Raw genomic sequence first — 24,564 nt, 5'->3', positions numbered from 1 at the left:
CTATTGTATACCAGAGTGAGTACAGACATTTCAAATCAGTAATGGTTATTTACAATTATCCAACAAGTTGTAATATTAAGAAGAATATACTCAAAAGCTGTATTTAGATTCCTCATTTTTGATATAATCAATCAAGAACTTAACGCAAAATTTAAATATTTTTTCCATCCTCAAACCTGCTAATTACGAAGCTTACTTCATTTTCATTTACTACTTATTTTAAATAACTTATATATAAAAGAAGGCTTTCATTCCTACTTTTGGCTACAACTAACCAAACTACTACCATCCAATAAAGACACATCGTCCATTTGGATTCAGACCAGCCCTGATTTTATATCTAAAGTATAATAGATTTGCACTCCTTTGTTTTCCCTCAAATCTGTAAAAGTTATATCACAGGTATTTTTACGTTTTTTTTAGCTGGACAGTCCGATAATTTGCGACAAAATTTCCAGGTCTGATTAATGAGAAAAATCCTACTTATGTCTTTTCACTACCCATCTGTTATTCAACGATTTATTCTATTTTTTTATTTACAGTGTCGATCTGTATTATGGAACCCTCAACTTCATATATGCTGTTTTCTTGCCTTTTTAGGTCTTACTACTGCGACCTGGGCACAGACACCTGATGCCAATGGTATTTTGTATGTTAAAAAAGGTTCATCAGGTACTGGCGATAGCTGGGGCAATGCAATGGGTGAACTAGGTAATGCTATTCAGGTAGCCACTCTATTGAATACGGGTACTTCAGAAACTGTCAAGCAAATCTGGGTATCAGGGGGAACTTATTACCCTATGTATACAGTGGATGGTTCCGGCGACAATAGAGCCAAAACATTCAAATTGCCCACAGATGTAAAAATCTATGGTGGTTTTGCAGGAACTGAAATGTCTGTAAGTAACCGTGATTTAACCAATATAGCAAATTCCACTATTTTGAGTGGAGATCTTGGTACAACCAATGATGCCTCTGATAATGCTTATCACGTTGTTCTTGGTGTTAATACAGTTGGTGGTGCTGAATTAAACGGTTTTACGATTACAGGAGGAAATGCAAATAATGCTATAACTCTTACTGTTTCCACTATAAATGTTTACTGTTATTATGGAGGTGGGTTGTATCTGACAAACGCGGCTTCTCCACTATTAAGTAATCTGATTATTACTAATAACAATGCGTCTAATTTGGGTGGGGGCATTTTTTGTATTTACAGTAGCTCCCCTGTTTTGTCAAATGTCGTTATTGACAGCAACAGTAGCTCCAATGGTGGAGGTATGGCTAACTACTCCGACTCTTCTCCTTCATTGACATCTGTTACGTTTACGAATAACAACGCAGATGTAGGTGGTGCCATCTATATTTTTTTAAATTCTACACCTAGCCTTACAAATGTTGCTTTCAATTCCAATAACGCTACCTCTTTCGGTGGGGCTATTTATGGTGGCAACAATGGAGGTGTTAATGCAAACAAGGTGCAGTTCAGAGGAAACTCTTCCGGAACAAATGGTGGTGGAATTTTTGCCGGTGCAGGAACATGGTCTTTCAGAGATGTGCTGTTTTCCGGAAATAAAGCAACAGGTATTGGTGGAGCAGTATATGCAAATGGAAGTAGTGTTTCTATGATCAATTCCACTATTGCTGGTAATAATGCTACCACAGCAGGAGCTGTGTACGGAGATAATACTTCTTCTCTGGCTATTTACAATAGTGTTGTGTATGGCAATAGCTCGGGGATTACTACTCTAGGCACTCTTACCAATGAATACAGTTTAATTCAAGGTATAACTGCTAATTCTGGCACACATATGTTGGATGGTGCTACGAATCCCCAATTTATCCTGGCCCCTTCCTTTGCTACGGCTCCTTTTGCCACAGGAAACTATCAGGTAATTCTGGGTAGTCCGCTGGTGAACGCAGGAAAGAATGCTCTGTATCCTGGATTAAATGTGACCAGTAATGATCTCGCAGGCAATAGCCGGATTACCCATCATGCAGATGGTAGCTTTATAGATATTGGAGCTTATGAAAATACAGGTTCAATTGCACAGACAATTAGCGCATCAAATACTATCAAAACGTATGGAGATATAGATTTTGAACCCGGTGCAACAACCAGTTCAGGCTTAGTCGTCAGCTATAGTTCCAGCAACACCAGTGTAGCACTCCCCTATCAGGACGCGACAGATGGAAACAAATGGAAAATAAGAATAGTAGCTGCAGGAACTGTAACCATCACAGGTAGTCAACTGGGAAATAATACCTATGATGTAGCCCCGGAAGTGACATTTACACTTACCATCAATAAGGCTCCACTTACCATTATTGCTAACAATGATACACGCGCCTATAACGGTTCTGGTTATACGGGAGGCAATGGAGTTACATTCAGTGGGTTTGTAAATGGAGATACAACTACAAATCTTTCTGGTAGCCTTTTCTATACTGGTACTTCACAGGGTGCTATTACTATGGGTAACTATGTTATTACACCCAATGGTTATACGTCTACTAATTACAACATTACCTATCAGAGTGCAACTCTGGCTATTACAAAGGCACCAATCACTATTGTCGCCAATTCACAGAGTAAAGTATATGGTACATCTGATCCTCTGCTCACCTATATAGCTTCCGGATTTGTTGGTAGTGACAATAGCAGTATTCTTACAGGATCACTTAGCCGCAATACTGGTGAAAATGCAGGAAGTTATACAATCAATCAAAATACGCTGAGTGTAACTAACAATAACTATACTATTGCCTATACGTCCAACACCTTGACGATTACTAAAGCCACACTTCAGATTGTAGCTGATGTCCAGAGTAAAGTATATGGTGAAGCTGATCCTGTATTTACCTATACTACCAGTGGATTTGTTAGTGGAGATGATGCTAGTATTCTGACAGGTACATTATCACGTGTAACAGGAGAAAACGTTGGCACATATACAATAACACAAGGTGGCCTTTCCGCTGGAAATAATTATAGTATCTCACTCACAGATAATAGCTTAACTATTACTCAGGCCTCTCTGCTGATTACGGCTGATGCCCAAAGCAAAGTATATGGAACTGCAGATCCAGCTCTCACTTTTATAGTTTCCGGATTTAAAAATGGAGATAATAACAGTGTACTCTCAGGGAGCCTTAACAGAGATTCAGGAGAAAATGCAGGTGTGTATGCTATTAATCAGAATACACTCAGCGCAGGAGCTAATTACATCATTACCTATACTGGAAATGTGCTGACTATCACAAAAGCACCACAGTTTATCACCTGGCAACAGGATTTAACAGTGGGCTGTGATGGTTCGGCTGCTCCAATGCAACTAACAGCCATTACAAACAGTGGATTACCTGTAAACTATATAATAACTAACACCAACATTGCTACTATCAATGGTGATATACTGACACCTGTTCATGAAGGATCCACAATAGTTACTGTTACCCAGCCTGGTGATGCAAACCATTTTCCTGCAGAACCTATAGAGAACAATTTTACCTATCAATTATTTGGTCGGGTAAGACAACACTGGAACGATGTAATCTTCTTTGATAATACAGGTGGAAATTATGTATCATGGCAATGGTATAAAAATGGGGCAGCAGTTGCTGGAGCAACAGAAGACTTCTATAATGAATCATCTACGCTGAATGGATCTTACTATGTGCTCGCCACCGATAACAATGGAAATACAGTACAATCTTGTGCCCTTGTTTTAACAGGTAGTAGTACAGTAGCCAGTGGTATTAAAGTCTATCCAAACCCATCCAGGCCGGGAGAAACTGTTACCATTACCTGCAACTATACAAATACGGCTTTGCAGGGAGCCAAACTGATTATCACAAATCTTGTAGGGAATGTAGCACAACAGATAACTTCTGTAAAACAGGAAAATCAGGTAACAATGCCTTTAGTAAGTGGTATGTACATTGTTACACTGATCCTGAACGACGGTCAGAAAGCAACCGTAAACGTGATAGTAAACTAAATTAGTAAAGTTCCTATTCTCTAAAAAGTAAAACGATGAAATATAAATATATAAAGATATCAGCCTGGTTATTTTTTCTGGCAAGCCCTTTTGCTGCCAGTGCACAGGAGTTTGGAGTTGAATTAAATGGTGGGTTACAAGGTCTGAAGTATACGTTACCTACTAGTAATGTGCGGTTACAACCAGGGGCTTCATTGGGTGTAAATTATACATTTCCGTTAGCATCAAAGTGGGGATTACTTACAGGGATTTCCGGTAGTTATTACGCTACCAAAGTAACATTACGAGATGGTGCTGTATTTTCTTCCTATCAGGTGGATACTGAAGGATCTGCCTTTCAATACAATGTAAGCACGATAGGATACAAAGAAGATCAACGTTTCTGGGCTGTAGGTATACCTGTTATGTTACAATATCATACAGATGGAGAGAAAACACAATGGTATATCGATGCAGGTACACGTATTATATTTCCATTTAATGCAACTATCAAAACAAAGTCTGCCCAGATAACTACTACCGGATATTATCCGGATTTTAATGTAGAGGTTCACGATTTACCACAACACGGATTTGGGTCTGTAAATAACTGGCAAAGCGCAACCAAAACATCCCTGAAACCTACTGCCACACTGAGTGCAGCTACAGGACTTAGTTTCAGACTTTCTCCAGTCTTGCGTTTATATACAGGAATCTATGTGGATTATGGTCTTACCAATATGAGAAAAGGGGCACATAACCAGCCATTAGTTTCATATGAATCAACCAATGTCAATGCAATAAAAACATCCAGCGTATTGAGCACTGGGTATGCAAGCAATCCAAAACTAACAGGATTTGGGGTACAGGTTCGTTTGACCTTTGGTAAACGTAAATCAAAAGATGCAGATACAGAGGCAAATAAGCCACAAGCTGTGACTACCGATGTTCCGGCAACTCAACCACAGAAAACAACACAGGAAGAAGATAAAAAGGTTGAAACTACTGAACAACAAGTGGAAACAACGCAGAATCAGCCAACCAATACTCCATCAAATACTACGCCATCACCTTCTCAGAAGACAATAACCAATAAAGAAAAGCAGGTTGTAGAAGAACCAATGGAATTTGACGAACTGGGTCAAACTGAAATTCCTGAAAGTATGAAATCGCACCTGGATAGTGTCGCAGCGATTCTGCTAGCCCATCCGGAACTAAGCGTTTCTATTGTGGGACATACCTGTGATCTGGGTACAGAAGAAGTAAACCTCCGTGTAGGAAAAAAACGTGCTACCCTAGTAGCTAATTACCTTGCACAAAAGGGTGTTGCCAGAAACAGAATGAATGTGGATTCAGCAGGAGAAAGTCAACCACTGGTTCCTAATACGTCTGAACAAAACAGAAGAAAAAATAGACGCGTAGAAATCGAGATAGAATCGCCAGAAACCAAATAAGTGCGATATCACAATAACCCACTATCTGTTAACTCTTATTTAGTGATCCCAGATTATATAACCCTTATCATTTCTTAAAACAAGGCCTTAGTTTGATAGTATATTGGACTAAGGCTTTGTTTTTACATTTCTACCAGAGTTGGTTATACGTTGAAAGAATTACAGCATCTGATTACCTACATTTCCTATTCTATTCCGTACTTGCAAAACCTAACATGTTTTACCAATGAAATCCTACCTGTATTTCGCAACATTTATAGTTGTTTTGTTAGTATTTACTGATTGCAGTCAATCTGAACAATCAGAAGAACATCATTCTGTAAATCAATCAACATCTATTGCTACCGATAGTATTGAGTTAACAGCTCTTATTAGAAAGACCTATGAGTGGTATGAAAAGGAAGGTATCGCTGAAGATTTCACCCCTATTACGAAAACCACGTCTGACTCGCTTTATTCCGGTATCGACTGGAATGCACAGAACGAACGAATAAAAACACTGGAGCAAACAGGATTCTTTTCAAACGATTTCCTAAAAAACTACCAGAATATAGCCTCACGTATAGACCAGGATCTGAAACAAGGAAAAGTAGAATGGCTCAAAAACGATATGTCTCCTTATTCAACAGATGTAAATGCTTGGTGTAATTGTCAGGATAATCCAGAGGAATACTGGAATAAACTGGTAATTACTAACCTGAAACAGTCCTCTGATCAGGCATCATTTCAATGGACCTGGGGAAATGATTTTTATTACAAGGTACAGGCTAAGAAAGAAAATGGGGTCTGGAAGATATCCTATCTGGAAGGTTTGGATTTTGTCCACTATATTGGCACAAACTAGGTCGACCTCCCTAATTCAAAATATCTACTACCAAACATCACCATTTACTTCTGCCTATCAGTATTTTTGATATAGTGAGTATAGCATAGGTTTACCTCTACTATACTCACTTTGCAGGATTCATTATCTAATGCTCCAATTCCTGTGGCTTTTAAATTATCATAAAGATGGTAATCCCGATTTCTCCTAATCAATAAAATACAGTATTTGGTATACCCACATATGTAAGTGGTCAATCCTCTATTTTTCAGATTATTTTCCTTTGTACTTTCAATTCAACACCAGCACATAGTAAATCAGGTTTGATTATATCCTGAATAATCAGTATTGCCGCATCAAAGATTCTTCTAATCTAACTTTTCATAACATGGCACATCTGAAATTTCTGATTTTTTTGTTAGTCTTTACAGACTTGATTAGCACTGGACTTGCCCAATCAAACGCAAAAGTTACCTCTTTGCAGATTCCAGAAGTAAAACAAGGAACTCTGCTAACAGAAAAACTCCCATCTGAGATTCTAAAAGAAAACCGGATTGGGCTAGACCCAAACCGAACTATCAAAGTATATCTACCTTCAGGATATGCCTCCTCCAAAAAATCATATCCGGTAATTTATTACTTTCATAGCATCTTCTGGAGTGCTGAAAAACTGTTTAAAAATGGCAATTTGATTAAACTACTTGATCGAGGTATAGCAAATGGAATGATTCAGGATTTCATTTTTGTAGCTGCTGACTTTAGTACTCCCACTACAGGAAGCATTTATGAAAACTCTCCTATTTCCGGACGTTGGCTTGACTTTATTACCAAAGAACTGGTCCCCTTTGTTGATAAACGATTCAGAACACTTCCACATCGGAATAGCCGGGGTCTGGCAGGAGATTTCATGGGTGGCCGTGGAGCACTGAAACTAGCAATGGTTCATGCGGATCTTTTCAGTGTGGTGTATGCATTACATCCGGTTGCTACCGGATCAGGGCAGATTCCGTGGTCTTATGTACAGGTGGACTGGAAAAAATTATATCAGTGCAAAACAGTCGATGAGCTTGGTAGTGATGGCCGTTCAAAACTCTTTATAACGGTCAGTCAGGCATTTTTGCCGAACCCCAATCGTCCTCCTTTTTATTGTGATTACTTCATGGAACCTGAAAAAGGTGAACCCAAGCTACATACAGCTAACACGAAGAAAACAAAAGATGGTTTTTTATTGGATGCTACCCTAGAAGAATCCGCATCCAATCTACGTTCGATGAGGGGCATAGCGTTTGACTGGGGGCGATTCGATCCCACTCAGGCACATGTATATTCCAATCAGGAATTCAGCAGAAAGCTGGAAGATCTCGGTATAGAACATGAAGCAGAAGAATACCGGGGTGATCCCTGGGACAAGACCTGGACAGAAAACGGTCGCTTTTATTCGCGCCTCTTACCTTTCTTTGAGCGTCATCTTGTGTTTGAACCTGCTAATTAAACTACATCCAACTTTCAGAAGTATCTTTTATAACTATCTACTATGCCTTCTTACACACTTTTGATCAACCAGAAACGTTATACAATTGAGGCTGAGGAAGCTATGCCACTACTATGGGTAATTCGGGATCTGGTAGGTTTGACCGGAACAAAGTTTGGGTGTGGCATAGCACAATGCGGAGCCTGTACAATCCATTTGAATGGAACACCTGTCCGATCTTGTTCTATTCCGGTATCAGCAGTAACGGACCAACCAATAACTACCATTGAAGGTTTATCAATAGATAATTCACATCCTGTACAACAGGCGTGGATTACAGAGCAAGTACCTCAGTGTGGTTATTGTCAAAGTGGGTAAATTATGACAGCTGCGGCTTTTCTCAAAGAGAATCCCAATCCTACGGACCAAGATATTAACCTGGCAATGCAGGGACATATCTGCCGCTGTGGCACTTATACCCGAATACGAAAAGCCATTAAAACAGCTGCCACCTTTTCCAAAAAACAAACCACAGAATGAAAGACCAGCAAGAATCCTTTTCCCGCAGAGATTTTATCCGTTTATCAGGGCTCTCAACGCTTTCATTAACGCTGGGTTACTACATCTCAGGCTGTGATCACACAGTAAAAGTGATAAACTCACAAACCGCGAGTTCGGTAATTGAACTGGTAGCCTGGATATCCATAGATACGAATGGTGATATAAAGCTAATGAATCATCGGTCAGAGATGGGACAAGGCACTCAGCAGACCATTCCACAAATCCTGGCAGAAGAGTTGGAAGTAGGTATGGATCAGATCACTGTAGTATCCGCATCAGCTAATCCCAAAAAGTATGGTCCACAACCACAGGAAGGTAGTTTTTCGGTAAGGGGCTGGTGTCAACAACTATTAAAGATGGGAGCTACAGCACGCCAAATGCTCATTATGGCAGCAGCAAAGCAATGGAATGTACCTGTAACAGAATGTTCTGCTAAAAATGGACAGGTATACCACCAGCCGACTAACCAGAAAGCAGGTTATGGTTCACTGGTGGAAGAAGCTACCAAAATAAAACCTCCCTCCAATGTAACTCTAAAAGAACGAAAAGACTATACCATTATTGGTAAACCTCTTCCTCGTAATGATATTCCTTCTAAAGTCAATGGTACAGCAGTTTTTGGTTTGGATAAAAAGTTACCAGGCCTGCTCTATGCCGTCGTTGAACGAAATCCACGGTTTCGGGGGAAAGTAAAAAGTTTTGATGATACAGAAACAAGAAAAATAATAGGAGTAAAACATGTGTGCAAAGTACAAAGGGCTGTATTTGGAAGTTTGTATGAAGGAGTAGCTGTAGTTGCTAATTCGATATGGGCAGCCATGCAGGGTCGCAAAGTATTGCGTGTAGAATGGGATGACACAGGTTTTGATTATGTAAGCACAGAGCAAATGGAAGTACAAATGCGTCAGAATCTCAAAAAACCTGCTCCATCGCCCCAGTTTGAGAAAGTCTTTAAGCAAGCTTCAGATACATTGTCAGTAGTATACGAAACACCTTATCAGGCTCACAGCTGTATGGAACCACTCAACTGCACTGTGCATGTACATGATAACAGGATAGATGTGTGGGGCCCTTTACAGGAAGCCAACTGGACACAAGCAGATCTTAGTCAGCGAATGAACATACCCATTGAAAATGTAACTGTTCACATGACATTTCTGGGTGGGGGTTTTGGCCGTAAAGCGTTTACAGATTATCCTCATGAAGCCGCCTTGCTCTCAAAAGAACTCAATGCACCTGTGCAGGTAGTATGGACACGGGAAGACGATATGATAGCAGGACCGTTTCGTCCTGGAGCTTTTTTTGCCTGTCGGGGAGGTTTGGATAAAGAAGGAAAAATTATGGCATTCCAGACTATTACCTCTACCCAATGGATTGGACAGGAATGGAGTTCAACGCCTTATGCAGATCCTGAACCTGCAGGGTACAACAAAGGAGGAATAGAAGGATTGTTACAACCCTACTATAAATCAATCCCACATTATAGCTTTGCAGGTATAGGAAATCGGGTGCCAATGCCTGTCATGTGGTGGCGTTCGGTATATGCTTCAACCAATGGATTTGCCTGTGAAAGTTTTATAGATGAGCTGGCCCACAAAGCACAAAAAGATCCTATGGACTTTCGAAGAAGGCATCTTTTGGAAAATCGCTACCAGGCTTTTATAGATAAACTGGAAGCAGTCAGTAGTTGGAAATCGCGTACAACCAAAGGTTGGGGAGTAGCGATTACCCAATGTTTCGGAAGCATAGCTGGCCATATTGTGATTGTGTCCCGAAATGCGGATAAAAAGCTACAAATTGATAAAATAATCGCGTTGATGGACTGCGGCTGGTATGTTAATCCGGATATAATCAAGGCACAAGTAGAAGGTGCTATTGTTATGGGGCTGGGCGCAGCCTGTTTACATGCTATTCACTTTCAGGATGGAATGACTGTAGAGAAAAACTTTGATACCTATCTGATGCCTCGTATCCTCGATATTCCAGAGATAGAAGTACATATTATGGAAAATAATGAGAAACCGGGTGGTGTCGGAGAACCAGGACTTCCTCCTTTTGCCCCTGCCCTCTGTAATGCCATCTTTGATCTGACAGGTAAACGAATCCGTAAATTACCATTTGCACTGGATGAGATATAACTATAACCAAAAACCCTGTATCCAAAGAATACAGGGTTTCTATACACAAGTATGAGATCAAAATTCTGCCACAGTAATGTGACACGTAGAATACTAAAAAAACAATGCCGACATATTTTCTTTCTACAGTATACATCTCAGGCATTGACAAAATGCTCAAATGACTGCCAGTATTTATCCTTGTAAATTTCATAACTCATCTCTGACTGATCAGCATAGACTTGTTGAATAGCATGTAACACTTTCGATGGCTTTCTGAAGTCCTTGCAGGCAAAATAAATATTTCGTGTACCTTCAGCTGTTTGTCTACCAATATTCAGATAGCCTTCAGCATCTTTTAGTTCGGTTGTAATATTTTCCTCAATCTCTTCCATTAGTGTAAAAGCATCCTCATCCGGCATACCATTGAGTTCTGAACCATCATAGGCTATTTCAACATTCATAATCCATGGATGAGACGCCTTTCTATCCCACTTCAACAGGTCTGTATTGATAGCTGCCAATAACATATTACCATTTTCAAGTTTGGCCTGCAACATGCTATAGTTGTCTTTATCCGTATTACGTCTTACCCCTTCATATTTCTCAACAAATTCTTTTTCTCTCCAGACCAAAAAACTTTTCAATTTAGAAATGGGTACAATCTCCTGTTGAGCCTCCTGTGTCCTCACAATATCTATCTGGTCTATAATACAGGCAAAATTTAACTCGCCTAACACATTATCCAGAAAGATATAAATCCCGTTAACCACCATCTGACGATCCTCTTCCGCAAAATCGGGATACACAACAGTTATATCAATCTCATCCGGAAGTTCCGGATGTTCATTGGCATAGAAGCCGATATTTTCCTCATTAAAATCAAATTCTTCCATTTTGATATTAATCTTTGAGGTATCTGTAGCAGGTTTCAATGCAGTAAACCTCCATCCTTTTATCAAAGGGGCACTTTGAACCAGTTCTTCTACAAAGACAATATTTTTTATTATTCCATCTGCTGTAAATATTAGTTCAACTGTATCCTCATCTGGCATTCCAACAACAAAATAGAGACTCTCATTAAAAACATTCAACTGTTCAGAAAGCTTTTCAAAAAAATCTGTTTCTATATTCTCCCGTTGCTTCACAACTTGAAAGAATATCATTTCCTGTGTTTGAAACCAACTCCAAAAGGTAGTATACTGACGTATAGATTCATTTATTGCCCCCAAAAAGCTTTCCTGAAAACTCATGTATCTGTGTTAATAATAAGTTATATATAGTTTTGATTTGCTGTTATAGGCAGCGAAGGGCCAAATATATAGAAAATCATACTTTTGTTGGCTAAATAGCCTATCAGGTTAGACTTATTGCAAAAAATCTTATAAAGAGGAATAGTATACTTCTCACTACATCCTTTAACTTTACTTAAGTTATTGAATCCCATTTATTATCTACAACCAAACAATACATGAAATTCATTCACCTGCTTGTCTTACCATTAGTTGTTTCTTTAGTATTTCCTCATACTTTTTTACTGGCTCAAAATTCTAAAACAGTTACAAAATCATCCTTCAAAATCATTGGGTACTACCCTTTACAAGCCACCTACAAAACAGATACATCAGGAAAATTAAATCTTCAGGTCCCTTTTGATAAATTAACCCACATTAACCTCTGGTTTATCAATCCGGATTCACTGGGAAACTTTATACAGGATTTTTCCGGAGTATCCTCTTTTGTTGAACAGGCACATGCTCAAAAAGTTAAAGTACTATTTTCCATTGGAGGAGGTAGTATACATCTTCAATACCGACATCTGTTAGCTCCCCCTAATAGAAGTCTACTGATCCAGAAACTAGTGTCTTTGATACTTACCTATCAACTGGATGGTATTGATGTAGATCTGGAAGGAGCAGATATGGACGAAAACTATGAGCCATTTGTAACCGAACTGGCAACTGCCTTACGAACACACAACAAACTCATCACTGCTGCTATTGCAATCTATTACAAAGACCAACTAACAGACAAAGCACTAGCCCAATACGATTTTGTCAACATAATGAGTTATGATCGTACAGGTCCGTGGAGTCCGGACAAACCAGGTCCTCATTCGACCTATGCTCATGCAGAAGAAGATCTGAGTTATTTTGGAAAAACCAGAGGAATAGCCAAAGAAAAAATGACATTGGGAGTTCCATTTTATGGCTATGGATACGGTGAAGGTATGACTGCTATCAGTATGAACTATAGCGAAATTCAATCGTCTTTTTCGGGATCAGACACAAAAGATGAGTGGAAAATGCCGGATGGGAGAACTATCTATTACAATGGCCGAAACACAATAAAACGGAAAACAAAGCTAGCCAAACAAAAAGCTTCTGGCATTATGATCTGGCAGCTACCAGGTGATGCAACAGGAAGCAGCTCATTGTTGGATGTCATTTTCCAAACGGCTTATTGAATCCATAAAATATTTTGTAGACTTTACTATGTAGTGAAAAAACCAGGAGTTCCGATTTGTACAATTCTATGCATACGAGCCACTGTAGTTTTGTAAAAATCAATTCAAAATAAAGACCTGTTTTTATGAACTCATTTGACACATTTTCACAACTCCATCAAAATTCTACACCTCTTCTTTTAGGAAATATATGGGATGTACATAGTGCACTACTCTTTGAAGCAAATGGCTATAAAGCAATTGGTACTTCCAGTCAGGCAATAGCTAAAACATTTGGCTATGAAGATGGAGAAAACATTCCATTTGAAACACTTTTTCTGATAGCAAAAAGAGTCACAGAGGCAGTAAAAATCCCTTTTTCTGTTGATCTGGAAGGTGGATATAGCAGAACGATTGATGGTATAATTGAAAATATAACCAAACTCCATGCTATTGGCGTAGCCGGTATAAATCTGGAAGATTCCATTCCAGGGACTACCCGTCAATTGCAATCCATTCATGAGTTTCAAAAAACTCTTTCCACAATTGCCAATCATCTGAACCGGAATAATATGAAAGTATTCCTCAATATTCGTACAGATGGTTTTCTCCTGGATATGGAAACAGCTCTAAAGGAAACACTTTCCCGATTAAAAAGTTATGAAGAAGCAGGAGCTAATGGAATTTTTGTTCCCTGTATTACACAATCAAATGATATCTCAGAAGTAGTAAAAGCTACTACACTTCCTGTTAATGTGATGTGTATGCCAACTCTACCCAGCTTTGAAGATTTGCAAAAGCTAGGCGTGAAACGAGTTAGTATGGGACCTTTTACCGCAATGTATATACATAAGCGAGCAGAAGAAGCTATACATTCTATACAACAAAACAACTCCTTTTCTATTCTTTTTTAATAATCTGGCTGGTAAATAAAACATCAGCAACTGACTGTGTTATAATGAAAGCTTTGACCTTATCAACTTTTGGTAATTCCGATGTTCTCGTATATCAGGAAGTTACAAATCCCAGTCCGAAATTCAATGAGGTATTGGTTGAAATGAAAGCCATCGGGCTGAACTTTGCTGATCTGATGCGTCGCAATGGTACATATCCTCTACGGGGACAAGCTCCCTATATCAATGGATATGAAGGGGCGGGAATTATAGTAGATGCCAATAACCATCCTGAGTATAAAACAGGCGACAGAGTTGCCTTTGCCGATGTTCCATTTGCCAATGCAGAGCTAGTAGCTGTCCCTGTAGATCATATTATTCCTCTACCAGAAGATGTGAGTTTCGAAACGGCAGCAGCAAGTATGTTGCAAGGACTCACTGCTCAGTATTTGACATCTGATAGCCATCCGATAAAAGCAGGCGAAACCGTTTTGATTCATGCCTCTGCGGGTGGAGTTGGTCAATGGTTACTCCAGGTTTGTAAACTACAAGGTGCCAATGTTATTGGAATGACCTCATCAGAAAACAAACGGGAGATTTCACTTTTATTGGGTGCAGATCAAGCTTTTCTCTACTCAGAAGACTGGAAGACCAAAATATTGAACCTATTTCCACAAGGTGTGGACGTAGTATACGACAGTATAGGAACCACCCTGGACGATAGCCTTCAGGTGACACGAATATTGGGAAAAGTAGTGCTTTTTGGATTGGCAGGTGGCAAACTGGAAATAGGAAATCCATTAAACATCATCGCGAAATCTCAGACCATTATTGGTGGAGATTTATGGAACTATCTGACTTCTAAAGAAGAACGCCTTCGAAGAGCCAAGCAGTTGTTTGCATGGTTACAAAATAAACATGTTCAAATCTCCACACCCACACTTTTTAAACTCTCTGAGGGTAAAAAAGCCCATGAGTTTCTGGAGAGCAGACAGAGTACAGGAAAGATAGTATTGATACCCTAGTATCAATACTATCCTCTTACAATCCTCTCTCCTGCTTCTTAGTCACAGCTGATAGGTTCAATATCTTTATCTAACTCTTCTAAACGTCTGTCAGCCCATTCTTTTACATGCTGGATAAATGGAATGAGTTCTTCCGCTATTGGTGTTAATGAATATTCTACTTTAGGTGGAACTTCATGATAGACTGTCCGAATTACCAGTTTATCTTCCTCAAGTTCTCGTAATGTCTGTGTCAGCATTTTAGGTGTAATGCCTTTTACCATTCGTCGCAAAACACCATACCGTACAATTCCATGTGTATGAATATACCAGATCAACCGGCACTTGTACTTACCCCCAATGCGTTGAAATCCATAATCAACGGAACAAATACTCTCTCGTTTGGAATCTTTCATAATTAATCAAAAAAATATCATTCTGATTTTCAACAATAGTATACAATTAGTATGTAGGTACCCAAAAAGTGCATACTTGACGAATGGATACAAAGAAAATACTTTTGAATCAAAAAGAATATGAACCGAAGAACGATTCTCAAAAAAGGGCTCCTTCTGGGGTTATCTGCAACCTTACCCGTATCCTCTGTATTCTCAGGTATTAGACAAGCTACTCAACCTGTCAACAATGGTATTCATACTTTTACATTAGGTAAACTGGAACTGTTTGTTGTTACAGACGGACATATTCTGTTTAAAAAAGTTCAACCAAGCTTTGCCCCTGATGTACCAGCCAATCAGGTAAAACAGGTACTGGATGAAAACTTTCTACCAGATAGTGCTGATTTAGGTGTGAATATACTAATCATCAAGTCTGGAGATAAGATTATTTTACTGGATACAGGCTGTGGTACTATCTTGGGAGATTCTTCCGGATGGTTATTGCGAAATCTGCCCAAAACAGGTATTCAGCCCAGTCAGATTACAGATATTGTCATTACACATGGTCATCCGGACCATATGGGAGGCCTGTTGGGTAAAAATGGAGAACTAGCATTTCCATCAGCCAACATCCATTTATCACGACTGGAATATGAATTCTGGCAATCTCCAAGTCCTGACTTCTCCAAAAGTAAAATGAAAGATGAGGTATTGAAAACTATGGTTGTAAAAACGACTAAAAAAACTTTGGATAAAATAAAGCCTCATTTGCATCTTTTTGAAGATGGTTCACGAATACTGAATTGCCTTACTTTAAAAATTGCTCCTGGACATACTCCTGGTCATACAATCTCTACAATATTTTCAGCGGGGCAAGAACTTGTACATGTAGCAGATCTGGTACACTCTCCTGTACTGGTATTTGCTCATCCGGAATGGGGATTTGATGGAGACACAGATTTTGGACTTGCAGCAACCACCCGTAAAAACGTACTGGAAGAACTTGCTAGGAGCCGACAACAGGTGTTTTCCTATCATTTACCTTGGCCAGGATTAGGGCATGTACGCAAAAAAGGAAAAGGATTTGAATGGGTACAAACAGGGTTTGCCCTTCCAGATTAAGCTTATCAAGACCAAATATCTCTAAACAAAAGTTAGGGATATTTGGTAACCTATGTTTAGACATAACTCAATAAACTTATTTATACCATCGATTAATTTCAGTCACCCCTTCACCTTTTCCTGAAAAAATGCGACCTTTGCCAGGTTGAAAAAACCACATTGATTGAATGAAAGTTTGCATTGCAGAAAAACCCAGTGTAGCAAAAGATATTGCAGAAGTTATAGGAGCCAAGCAACGCAAAGACGGATACTATGAAGGCAACGGATACCAGGTAACCTGGACGTTCGGACACTTCTGCACCTTAAAAGAACCCCAGGATTATACACCTGAATGGAAATCATGGCGTCTATCAGCCCTGCCTATGATTCCTTCCAACTTTGGAATTAAATTGATTGATAACTCTGGTGTGCAGAAACAGTTTGGTGTCATTGAGAACCTGCTTAAAGATTGTGAAGAAGTCATTAACTGTGGTGACGCCGGTCAGGAAGGAGAATTGATACAGCGCTGGGTACTACACAAAGCCAAATGCAAAGCTCCAGTCAAACGACTTTGGATATCGTCTCTGACAGAACAAGCTATTAAAGATGGCTTTGCCAATCTCAAAGACAGTAGTCAGTTTGATAATCTGTATGCTGCCGGGAGTGCCCGTGCTATTGGAGACTGGCTATTAGGTATTAATGCTACACGCTTGTTCACAACCAAATTTGGTAATGGCAAGGCTGTTTTATCGATTGGTCGGGTACAGACCCCTACCCTTGCCATGCTGGTTCAGCGCCAAAAAGAGATTAATGCTTTTAAATCTGCAGATTACTGGGAATTAAAAACGCTGTATCGTGAAGTAGAATTTACAGCTACTATTGAACGTATTTACAATCAGGAACGAGCACAGAAAGGCCTTGAATACCTACAGGCTAATCCTATTTTTACAGTTACTTCTTTTGAGAAAAAGGAAGGTAAGGAAGGAAATCCCCGGTTATTTGACCTTACAGCCCTTCAGGTGGAAGCCAACAAAAAATATGGTTTCTCCGCGGAGATTACACTCAAACACGTTCAAAATCTGTATGAGAAAAAGTTTGTTACCTACCCACGGGTAGATACCACCTATCTGTCTGAAGATCTGCATCCCAAAGTAGAAGGTATTTTACGCAGCATGCAATATTATCAGGCACTTGTAGCACCCTTATTACTTAGTCCAATCCCTAAACTTAAAACTGTTTTTGATAACAACAAAGTAAGTGATCACCATGCTATCATTCCTACAGATGTGCTCCCTACTGGTTTGATTCCAGATGAAAAACGGGTATACGACCTGATAGCACGTCGGTTTATTGCCGTATTCTATCCGGAATGTAAAATTTCAAATACTACTGTATTGGGTGTGGTGGGTAAGGTGGAATTCAAAGCTACAGGAAAGCAAATTCTGGAACCAGGCTGGCGAGAGGTATACGCTAATGAAGCCAAGGCCAAGAAAACAGACGAGGAGAAGAAAGAAGAAGATAAAGACGAAAAAAAGGAGGAGGAAGAACGCGTGATGCCTGTCTTTACTGTTGGGGAGTCGGGTCCACATACTCCCAGAATTCACCAGGGAAAGACCTCACCACCCAAACCCTATACAGAAGCAACATTGCTTCGGGGGATGGAAACAGCAGGTAAACAAGTAGAAAACGAAGAAATGCGTGATCTTCTAAAAGAAAACGGCATAGGCAGACCTTCTACACGGGCAAATATTATCGAAACACTGATAAAACGTAATTACGTTGAGAAGAAAAAGAAAGCCCTGCTGGCAACTCAAATGGGGATTGATCTGATTGACACAATTCAAAACGAACTTCTCAAAAGTGCAGAGCTTACAGGAACCTGGGAAAAAAAACTGCGTCAGATTGAGAAAGGAGACTATGAACTGGAAACGTTTAAAGCAGAGCTGATCCAGATGGTGATTGACCTTACCAATGAAGTAAAACGGAATGCATATCGACAGATTGCCATTGCGGCAACTCCTACACCAGCGCCTGTCGAGGAAGAAGAACCAGAAAAAAAAGAAGCCAAACCGAAAAAGCCAAAAGAACCCAAAGAAGAGATTAACATTGAAGCTCTGACATGCCCTAAATGCAAGGAACATCTGCTGAAAAAGGGTAATAGCGCATATGGATGTGGAAACTTTAAAGTGTGCGGATTTAAGATACCGTTTGAAGTGTTAGGCAAGAAATTAACTGACAAACATATCTACGATCTGTTGTCAAAAGGAAAAACAGGTAAGATCAAAGGTCTGAGAACTCCCGGATCTGAAGAAGAGATAGAAGGTAAGCTAGTTTTACAGGCAGATTTTAATATTGGGTTGTAAGTAGAAACTTGCAACCCTTTTTTTATTTATTTTCTTTCTCTAAAATCAATCTTCCCAATCCATTTATCTTGTAGTGTTTATCTTTTTCTAAACTATAAAAATCTTCTTGAATTCATTGAGTTCAGACATTAAATTTGTAAAGTAACTTAACAAGTTTACTTTATTACTATGCCTACGATAGATTCATCCAAACAAGAGAGTTCTCTTCCCACCGAATTACGAACTGTTGTAACCCGGCTTATGAAAAAGTTACGGAGCAAATCACCGACCCGTGATACATTATCCCTTACTGAACGATCTGTGATACGATTACTTGATGAACATAAAGAATTATTGCCCAGTGAAATCGCTCGGATAGAAAAGGTTACTACCCAATCTATGTCACAGATTCTGAATCATTTATCGGATCTGGGTTACATTACCCGCACTCCTTCAGAAACAGACAAACGAAAGATTACCATAACTCTATCAGAAGGGGGACTAGCATTATTAAATACCAGCCGAAATGAGAGAGATGAATGGTTAAGTCATGCTTTACATGCTACCTGTACATCCGAAGAACAGGAAGTTTTACGCCAAGCACTAGGCCCCTTGAAAAAATTACTGGAATATGACTAATTATTATCTATATAAATAATCAAACCAGCTACTAATAAACTATGAACGTAAATACTTTTAATGCTTTCAGAAGTCGTAATTACCGGCTTTATTTTACAGGACAATCTATTTCTCTTTTAGGTACATGGATGCAGAAGACAGCTGTCAGTTGGATAGTTTACTCACAAACTCAGTCAAAGTTTATGCTGGGGGTCAGTGTGTTTGCAACGCTGTTTCCTTCTGCTGTTTTTTCTACTATTGGTGGTGTTGTCTCAGATCGTTACAATCGCTATCGGGTACTGCTGCTTACACAGGTTCTGTCTATGATACAAGCTATACTGCTTACTCTTGTAGTATATTTTCAGAAGTATGCAGTATGGGAAATCATATCTCTCAGTGTTATACTGGGTATCATCAATGGATTTGATATGCCAGCACGCCAATCACTGGTGTATGACATGGTAGATGATAAAAAAGACTTGTCCAATGCAGTGGCTTTAAATTCATCTATGGTCAACTTATCCAAGCTACTGGGGCCTGCCATTGCAGGGATTGCAATTGAAAATCTGGGTGAAGTAGTTTGTTTTGGCCTCAATGCATTTAGTTTTATTGCAGTAATCACCTCACTCCTATTGATGAAATTACCACCGTATGTAGTCCAATCCCATACAAAAAATATTCTAGGCGAGCTAAAAGAAGGATTTCAGTATATTAATCAGACTCCAGCCATTCGCTTTGTTCTCCTGATGCTGGCTCTGGTAAGTCTGCTAGTATTACCTTTTACTACACTTATGCCTGTATATGCGAAAGATATATTTCAAGGAACAGCCTCTACCTTTGGACTGATAGATAGCGCAATTGGCCTTGGCGCTTTTATTGGTGCTCTCTATCTGGCGTCATTAAAGACAGGCTCTGATCTCCATACCATACTGGCACGTAATACTTTTATCCTGGGAGCCGGACTGATTCTGTTTGCCTATACTTCCTGGTATCCATTAGCACTCTGTTTCATTGCATTTGCGGCCTTTGGCATGATGTCGCAGGTGACCATTAGCAATACCATCTTACAGACTCAGGTAACTCCGTCCATGCGTGGACGTGTAATCAGCCTGTATCTAATGGTTTACTCCAGCGCTCTGCCTATTGGCGGATTACTTATCGGAACTATTTCTCATTATATTGGTGTACAAGCAACTGTATTAGGAGAAGGCATTCTGGCTTTGTTGCTTGGGGGACTGCATATACGTTCGTTGCAGAAAGCCAAGCTTAAACCAGACGTTACACCAACTGTTGATGCACCTTCTGCAGAGATAGCCTTGCATTCGTAACTCCATATTGTAGATTTCTTAACCAATATTTACTATCTGTATGTCAACACAAGTCAATTCCAAAACAGCTCTTCTGGTAATGGATATGCAGGTAATGCTGCTTACTTCCTTACCAGACTCACAACCTGTGATTGCAAATGTAGCCAAAGCCATTACTCATGCTCGCCAGCACACTATTCCAGTAATTTATGTTGTTGTAGGCTTTCGGCCAGGAGCACCTGAAATCAGCATGATGAACAAAAGCTTTGCAGCTTCCAGAGAACGAATGGCAAATACTAATCCCGAAGATATGCTAAAAATAGAGCCATCTATTGTGCCACTATTCGGAGAAATCACAGTAATCAAACGCCGCTTCAGTGCTTTTACAGGTAGTGATCTGGAGGTTGTATTACGTGCACAAGGCATTCAGCATCTGGTACTCACCGGAGTAGTTACCAGTGGCGTTGTGTTGTCAACAGTGCGTGAAGCAGCTGATAAAGATTATCAGTTAACTGTATTATCTGATGCTTGTAAAGATCGAGACGCTGAGGTACATCAGGTTCTGATGACAAAGATTTTTCCTCGTCAAGCAGAAGTCCTGAAAGTTGAAGAGTGGATAAAAGCCTCTGTATAGGCCCCTATCCACTCACACAAAACATCAGTAGGATAGTAGTAAGCTATGCTTTAGTTTTTCTTTTGTTGATCATATCCACTCTTTTGCAGAAATGTAAGTGGATCATCCATATCAATAATATCGATGATGGCCTGTCGCTTATCAGAAGCATTAGTATAATAGGCCTGAGAAATTCTATAGCCAATGTAATAGCCCAGATCAGCTGGTCTATCTTTTACAGTATTTCCATTATACAACCAGTTGGAAGCATTTCCACTGCACAAAGTTGACTTAAACTCATCCCATAACATATTCTCATGGGAATCTCCATATTCGTTGACAGCAGAATAATTTGTTGTTCCAGTAAGCAGTTCTCCAATAAAGTTGGCAGCCCCTTCATGGATACAGGAATTAAGCTGATTACATACTACTGCATTGGGGCTTAACTTACTCTTCTGTTGTGTATGGATACATTCATGAGCCACTATACCTCTTATACTAAGTGGGATATTGGGTTCTTTCTGTGTATCACTTGGTTTCCAATTGTCTCCCAGTTCTGAAAAATCCACATATTTACAGGCAGTTATCATCTCCGTTCCCAACAGAATAAATCTATCGGAGACAGTTCCTCCTGTATTGTGTATGCCTATAGCAAAACAAACCTTAAAAGGCTTAAAATTCCCATAGATATCCTTCAATTTATCAAATACTTCTTGTATTAGCGGTTCTGACTTTTTCGATTCATAGGTAAATGGACGTACGGAAGCATAGTATTTGGGTAGTTTTGTCAATGTATTCACGAATCCTTCAGCGGAAAAATTCCTGACTCTTATGAAATCCTTTAGGCCATCGGTTGCTTTGTCCAGATATAGATTCTGGATACACATAACACTATCCCAATGGTTTTTGCAGATTTTGAGTTTGTCAAAAGCCTCCCAAAAGTGATCTATATCCAGTGTCAGTACATTTTTGGTATTTTCAATGGCAAGTTCCTTTTCAGTTTGCTTTTTCAGCGCTATTTCTTTAGGAGTAAACTTTTTAATATAAAAGCTTATCACTCCTTTGTCGGCATTTGTCTCTTCTTCAAACTTACGAACCGTTAAAGTAAATAGTTTGGTCTCTTTGGGTACAAACTCCAGTATTTCAAACCCAAACCGTCCATTGGGTGAATCCATCTCCTGTATTTTCGGATTTGTTTCATCTGCCAGAATCAGCATTATGTCGATACCCTGTTGTAAGACAAGGACTTGGTAAGGCACACCCTTCTGAAGGTTTAGCTTGAGTACAAGATCAGACGATTTGCTAACGGCTATGTTATCATACCCCTTATTGAATTTGACATCGGCAATAGTCTCAGCAAAGGAAAAAGTGGCCTGAAGAAAAAACAATGCAATCAGTATAGTTTTCATGGTGGTTAGGGTTTATGAAAAAGTAAGAGTGATATGCGATTCAATGAAAAAATAGTAGGGAGGATATAACTTCTTCATTCCGGATACTCAACTACCAAAAAGTAAAATCAAGTTCAATAAATCCAATGCTAGATTCTTACTGACTAAATAATACTAAAAAGTCAGTTTTTTTACGAATATATTTTATAAATCAGCTTAATTGCAGGATTAACGCACAAAAAATAATGTAGAAGGTATGTGAAATATTTTTCAATACCCCTAACTTTTCACAAAACGCTGTAGTATGTCTAGTATAAATCTTTTTAGTTTGGCTAAAACTATTAATGCCTCTTTATTTCTTATTATTTCCTTGCTACATATCTACTGGACAGTAAAAGGCCTGTTTCAACCTAATCAATATTTTCTTTCACTCGTTATCCCTGAAATTGATAAGGAACTTGCTTTTAAACCTGGTATAGGAGCAACCTTAGTGGTTGCATTGGCTCTATTGGTAGCCTCGTTTATCTCTATATGGGCTATTAAACCTATTTATAAAGGTACATTTCCATTTTTTGTTTCTGACTGGTGGTGCATTTATGGCAATCTGGCTATTACAATAGTATTTGGAGTACGGGCTATGGGAGATTTTAAGTATGTAGGATTTTTTAAAAAGATCAGACACACTCAATTTGCTTATTATGACACACGTCTTTATTCTCCTCTTTGTTTGCTGATAGCGATACTGGCATTTTACATTTATCTGCAGATCCGTTATTAAACAGATATGTATCAGAAATCTGTTTTACCATATGGTATCATTTTTATTCAATAAATATTTTAGTCAAAACAGGTTTTGATCAGAATTCTGTTTGGCTTTGGTAATCATCAGTTTTCTGGTAGAGTTCATCTATTATCAAAAAACTGATGGACTCGGAGTATTACCGAAATTCTGATTGAAAGAACAAAATATCAGAATTTTGGTAATTCTACATCAATACCTATTTCCCATTTAGTGTATTCCATTCCAGCTTTGCAAAAAAATCATTAAACATCAGATTGATATCTAATCGGGTATAAACACGAATATTTCGACCCTGATGGTTAAACTGATAAGCACCCTGTGTAGTAATGGCAGGAGACATACGTACTACATATTCGCTTGATGAAGGATCGGCCTCAAAAGAAGATTGCAAGGCAGTAAGCAATACCAATGGGCTATCTCCCAAAACATACGTTTCGCCAATGTTTACATATTTCTGAATCCGAACCATTAGAGTTTCCAATACACCAGCCAGATATCCTCCTACTTTTCCCTGGGGTTTTACTTTGAGCAACAATTGTGAATAGGGAAGCAATGCCTGGCGATAGGCATTACGGGGTATTTGCCATATAGGTACACGTGATTGATTAAAAACGACTCGTGCAGCAGCAATATCAATATTCAGATTATACTCCGGACTTGAATAATTAGGTGGTGGTAATGCAATATCTGTGTATTCTGGCCCTCCTATCCATACAAGAGTTAGCTTCTCTGCTATTTGGGGAGAAGCGAGTAAAGCTGACGCAATTTCAGTAAGGCCGGCACCACAAAGTACATACAAGGGTAACTTTGTATCTGTTCGCAAAGCCTCTCTGACAATCAAGTCTACTCCTTCACTTTTTACAGGTGTGCTATCCGTAAGCATGGCAGTATTAGATCCAGCTACAATCGGAAATCTATTTTTTACACCCATTACACCTAATAGTTCTTTTGCTTTGGCTGCTGCATTCTGTGCCTGAGTCTGGGAATTATCAAACCCATCACCTACTCTAAGGTGTGAGCCAATAATGCCTCGAATTTCCACAGACGGTGATAGTACTAGATGAGCAAGTTGAAATAAGCCATCCGGATCACCGCTAAAATCATTGTCAACAATGACACGCATTCGGGGAGTAACGGTATTTCCTCCACCAATTATTTTCTGGCTCTGGCCATACGTAATAACAGAAGCTAAAAGCAAGAAAAAAAGAAGACATACTTGTTTTTTCATAGGGGTTATAGGAGCAGT

The 24,564-nt window shown here is 39.2% G+C and carries 18 protein-coding genes and 1 pseudogene; 15 read left to right on the top strand and 4 right to left on the bottom strand.

Annotated features, from left to right (window positions below):
* Positions 1–485 precede the first annotated feature (485 nt).
* The 6 genes and pseudogenes from QNI22_RS02940 to QNI22_RS02915 all read left to right on the top strand — a co-directional run bounded on the left by QNI22_RS02940 (position 486) and on the right by QNI22_RS02915 (position 10,427).
* On the top strand, positions 486–4,001 hold the full coding sequence (locus QNI22_RS02940) for an MBG domain-containing protein (protein ID WP_314509110.1): 3,516 nt from the start codon (positions 486–488) through the stop codon (positions 3,999–4,001).
* 35 nt (positions 4,002–4,036) lie between these two features.
* On the top strand, positions 4,037–5,434 hold the full coding sequence (locus QNI22_RS02935; protein WP_314509109.1) for an OmpA family protein: 1,398 nt from the start codon (positions 4,037–4,039) through the stop codon (positions 5,432–5,434).
* Between the two features lie 226 nt (positions 5,435–5,660).
* Positions 5,661–6,278, top strand: coding sequence for a hypothetical protein (locus QNI22_RS02930; RefSeq protein WP_314509108.1), 618 nt, complete (start codon positions 5,661–5,663; stop codon positions 6,276–6,278).
* A gap of 367 nt (positions 6,279–6,645) precedes the next feature.
* Positions 6,646–7,749 (top strand): alpha/beta hydrolase, encoded by a 1,104-nt coding sequence (locus tag QNI22_RS02925; RefSeq protein WP_314509107.1) that lies wholly within the window; start codon positions 6,646–6,648, stop codon positions 7,747–7,749.
* A 42-nt stretch (positions 7,750–7,791) separates the two neighbouring features.
* Positions 7,792–8,268, top strand: a pseudogene (locus tag QNI22_RS02920) ((2Fe-2S)-binding protein).
* Positions 8,265–10,427: a xanthine dehydrogenase family protein molybdopterin-binding subunit gene (locus tag QNI22_RS02915; RefSeq protein WP_314509106.1), complete on the top strand. Its 2,163-nt coding sequence runs from the start codon at positions 8,265–8,267 to the stop codon at positions 10,425–10,427. The pseudogene QNI22_RS02920 and the gene QNI22_RS02915 overlap by 4 nt, the downstream one beginning before the upstream one ends.
* A 137-nt stretch (positions 10,428–10,564) precedes the next feature.
* Here the strand turns inward: QNI22_RS02915 and QNI22_RS02910 are convergent, their stop codons facing one another.
* Positions 10,565–11,659: a DUF695 domain-containing protein gene (locus QNI22_RS02910; protein ID WP_314509105.1), complete on the bottom strand. Its 1,095-nt coding sequence runs from the start codon at positions 11,657–11,659 to the stop codon at positions 10,565–10,567.
* 218 nt (positions 11,660–11,877) lie between these two features.
* Between QNI22_RS02910 and QNI22_RS02905 the strand changes: the two genes are divergently transcribed.
* The 3 genes from QNI22_RS02905 (at position 11,878) to QNI22_RS02895 (ending at position 14,770) form a co-directional block, all read left to right on the top strand.
* Positions 11,878–12,873 carry a glycosyl hydrolase family 18 protein gene (locus tag QNI22_RS02905; RefSeq protein WP_314509104.1) on the top strand — a complete coding sequence of 332 codons (996 nt, stop codon included), beginning with the start codon at positions 11,878–11,880 and terminating at the stop codon, positions 12,871–12,873.
* 125 nt (positions 12,874–12,998) lie between these two features.
* Entirely contained in the window at positions 12,999–13,766 is a 768-nt protein-coding gene (locus QNI22_RS02900) for an isocitrate lyase/PEP mutase family protein (RefSeq protein ID WP_314509103.1), read from the top strand.
* A gap of 53 nt (positions 13,767–13,819) precedes the next feature.
* Positions 13,820–14,770 (top strand): quinone oxidoreductase family protein, encoded by a 951-nt coding sequence (locus QNI22_RS02895; protein ID WP_314509102.1) that lies wholly within the window; start codon positions 13,820–13,822, stop codon positions 14,768–14,770.
* 38 nt (positions 14,771–14,808) lie between these two features.
* On the opposite strand, the gene QNI22_RS02890 is transcribed toward QNI22_RS02895, so the two are convergent.
* Positions 14,809–15,165, bottom strand: coding sequence for a winged helix-turn-helix transcriptional regulator (locus tag QNI22_RS02890; RefSeq protein WP_314032186.1), 357 nt, complete (start codon positions 15,163–15,165; stop codon positions 14,809–14,811).
* Between the two features lie 120 nt (positions 15,166–15,285).
* On the opposite strand from QNI22_RS02890, the gene QNI22_RS02885 reads away from it, so the two are divergent.
* The 5 genes from QNI22_RS02885 to QNI22_RS02865 all read left to right on the top strand — a co-directional run bounded on the left by QNI22_RS02885 (position 15,286) and on the right by QNI22_RS02865 (position 21,149).
* Complete coding sequence (locus QNI22_RS02885) at positions 15,286–16,269, top strand: MBL fold metallo-hydrolase (protein ID WP_314509101.1); 984 nt, start codon at positions 15,286–15,288, stop codon at positions 16,267–16,269.
* 167 nt (positions 16,270–16,436) lie between these two features.
* Positions 16,437–18,611 carry a type IA DNA topoisomerase gene (locus QNI22_RS02880; RefSeq protein WP_314509100.1) on the top strand — a complete coding sequence of 725 codons (2,175 nt, stop codon included), beginning with the start codon at positions 16,437–16,439 and terminating at the stop codon, positions 18,609–18,611.
* A 168-nt stretch (positions 18,612–18,779) separates the two neighbouring features.
* The gene (locus QNI22_RS02875) at positions 18,780–19,229 is read left to right on the top strand and encodes a MarR family winged helix-turn-helix transcriptional regulator (RefSeq protein ID WP_314509099.1); all 450 of its coding nucleotides are present in this window, start codon (positions 18,780–18,782) and stop codon (positions 19,227–19,229) included.
* Positions 19,230–19,270: 41 nt separating this feature from the next.
* Positions 19,271–20,536 (top strand): MFS transporter, encoded by a 1,266-nt coding sequence (locus tag QNI22_RS02870; protein WP_314509097.1) that lies wholly within the window; start codon positions 19,271–19,273, stop codon positions 20,534–20,536.
* 40 nt (positions 20,537–20,576) lie between these two features.
* The gene (locus QNI22_RS02865; RefSeq protein WP_314509096.1) at positions 20,577–21,149 is read left to right on the top strand and encodes a cysteine hydrolase family protein; all 573 of its coding nucleotides are present in this window, start codon (positions 20,577–20,579) and stop codon (positions 21,147–21,149) included.
* Positions 21,150–21,199: 50 nt separating this feature from the next.
* Here the strand turns inward: QNI22_RS02865 and QNI22_RS02860 are convergent, their stop codons facing one another.
* Positions 21,200–22,537 carry a DUF2268 domain-containing putative Zn-dependent protease gene (locus QNI22_RS02860; protein ID WP_314509095.1) on the bottom strand — a complete coding sequence of 446 codons (1,338 nt, stop codon included), beginning with the start codon at positions 22,535–22,537 and terminating at the stop codon, positions 21,200–21,202.
* Positions 22,538–22,820: 283 nt separating this feature from the next.
* On the opposite strand from QNI22_RS02860, the gene QNI22_RS02855 reads away from it, so the two are divergent.
* A complete protein-coding gene (locus QNI22_RS02855; RefSeq protein ID WP_314509094.1) occupies positions 22,821–23,294 on the top strand; it encodes a DUF3995 domain-containing protein in 474 nt (157 codons plus the stop codon).
* A 220-nt stretch (positions 23,295–23,514) separates the two neighbouring features.
* Here the strand turns inward: QNI22_RS02855 and QNI22_RS02850 are convergent, their stop codons facing one another.
* A complete protein-coding gene (locus QNI22_RS02850; RefSeq protein ID WP_314509093.1) occupies positions 23,515–24,546 on the bottom strand; it encodes a nucleoside hydrolase in 1,032 nt (343 codons plus the stop codon).
* Positions 24,547–24,564 lie beyond the last annotated feature (18 nt).

This window comes from Xanthocytophaga agilis, from assembly GCF_030068605.1.
In the GTDB taxonomy this organism is placed as follows: domain Bacteria; phylum Bacteroidota; class Bacteroidia; order Cytophagales; family 172606-1; genus Xanthocytophaga; species Xanthocytophaga agilis.
Note: the sequence above shows the minus strand (reverse complement) of the source record. Positions and strands in the feature narration are given on the sequence as shown.

What these genes read in the sequence shown, in the direction of transcription:
- QNI22_RS02940 (WP_314509110.1), top strand. Translation starts at nt 486, where the DNA reads ATGTCTTTTCACTACCCATCTGTTATTCAACGATTTATTCTATTTTTT.
- QNI22_RS02935 (WP_314509109.1), top strand. Translation starts at nt 4,037, where the DNA reads ATGAAATATAAATATATAAAGATATCAGCCTGGTTATTTTTTCTGGCA.
- QNI22_RS02930 (WP_314509108.1), top strand. Translation starts at nt 5,661, where the DNA reads ATGAAATCCTACCTGTATTTCGCAACATTTATAGTTGTTTTGTTAGTA.
- QNI22_RS02925 (WP_314509107.1), top strand. Translation starts at nt 6,646, where the DNA reads ATGGCACATCTGAAATTTCTGATTTTTTTGTTAGTCTTTACAGACTTG.
- QNI22_RS02915 (WP_314509106.1), top strand. Translation starts at nt 8,265, where the DNA reads ATGAAAGACCAGCAAGAATCCTTTTCCCGCAGAGATTTTATCCGTTTA.
- QNI22_RS02910 (WP_314509105.1), bottom strand. Translation starts at nt 11,659, where the DNA reads ATGAGTTTTCAGGAAAGCTTTTTGGGGGCAATAAATGAATCTATACGT.
- QNI22_RS02905 (WP_314509104.1), top strand. Translation starts at nt 11,878, where the DNA reads ATGAAATTCATTCACCTGCTTGTCTTACCATTAGTTGTTTCTTTAGTA.
- QNI22_RS02900 (WP_314509103.1), top strand. Translation starts at nt 12,999, where the DNA reads ATGAACTCATTTGACACATTTTCACAACTCCATCAAAATTCTACACCT.
- QNI22_RS02890 (WP_314032186.1), bottom strand. Translation starts at nt 15,165, where the DNA reads ATGAAAGATTCCAAACGAGAGAGTATTTGTTCCGTTGATTATGGATTT.
- QNI22_RS02885 (WP_314509101.1), top strand. Translation starts at nt 15,286, where the DNA reads ATGAACCGAAGAACGATTCTCAAAAAAGGGCTCCTTCTGGGGTTATCT.
- QNI22_RS02880 (WP_314509100.1), top strand. Translation starts at nt 16,437, where the DNA reads ATGAAAGTTTGCATTGCAGAAAAACCCAGTGTAGCAAAAGATATTGCA.
- QNI22_RS02875 (WP_314509099.1), top strand. Translation starts at nt 18,780, where the DNA reads ATGCCTACGATAGATTCATCCAAACAAGAGAGTTCTCTTCCCACCGAA.
- QNI22_RS02870 (WP_314509097.1), top strand. Translation starts at nt 19,271, where the DNA reads ATGAACGTAAATACTTTTAATGCTTTCAGAAGTCGTAATTACCGGCTT.
- QNI22_RS02865 (WP_314509096.1), top strand. Translation starts at nt 20,577, where the DNA reads ATGTCAACACAAGTCAATTCCAAAACAGCTCTTCTGGTAATGGATATG.
- QNI22_RS02860 (WP_314509095.1), bottom strand. Translation starts at nt 22,537, where the DNA reads ATGAAAACTATACTGATTGCATTGTTTTTTCTTCAGGCCACTTTTTCC.
- QNI22_RS02855 (WP_314509094.1), top strand. Translation starts at nt 22,821, where the DNA reads ATGTCTAGTATAAATCTTTTTAGTTTGGCTAAAACTATTAATGCCTCT.
- QNI22_RS02850 (WP_314509093.1), bottom strand. Translation starts at nt 24,546, where the DNA reads ATGAAAAAACAAGTATGTCTTCTTTTTTTCTTGCTTTTAGCTTCTGTT.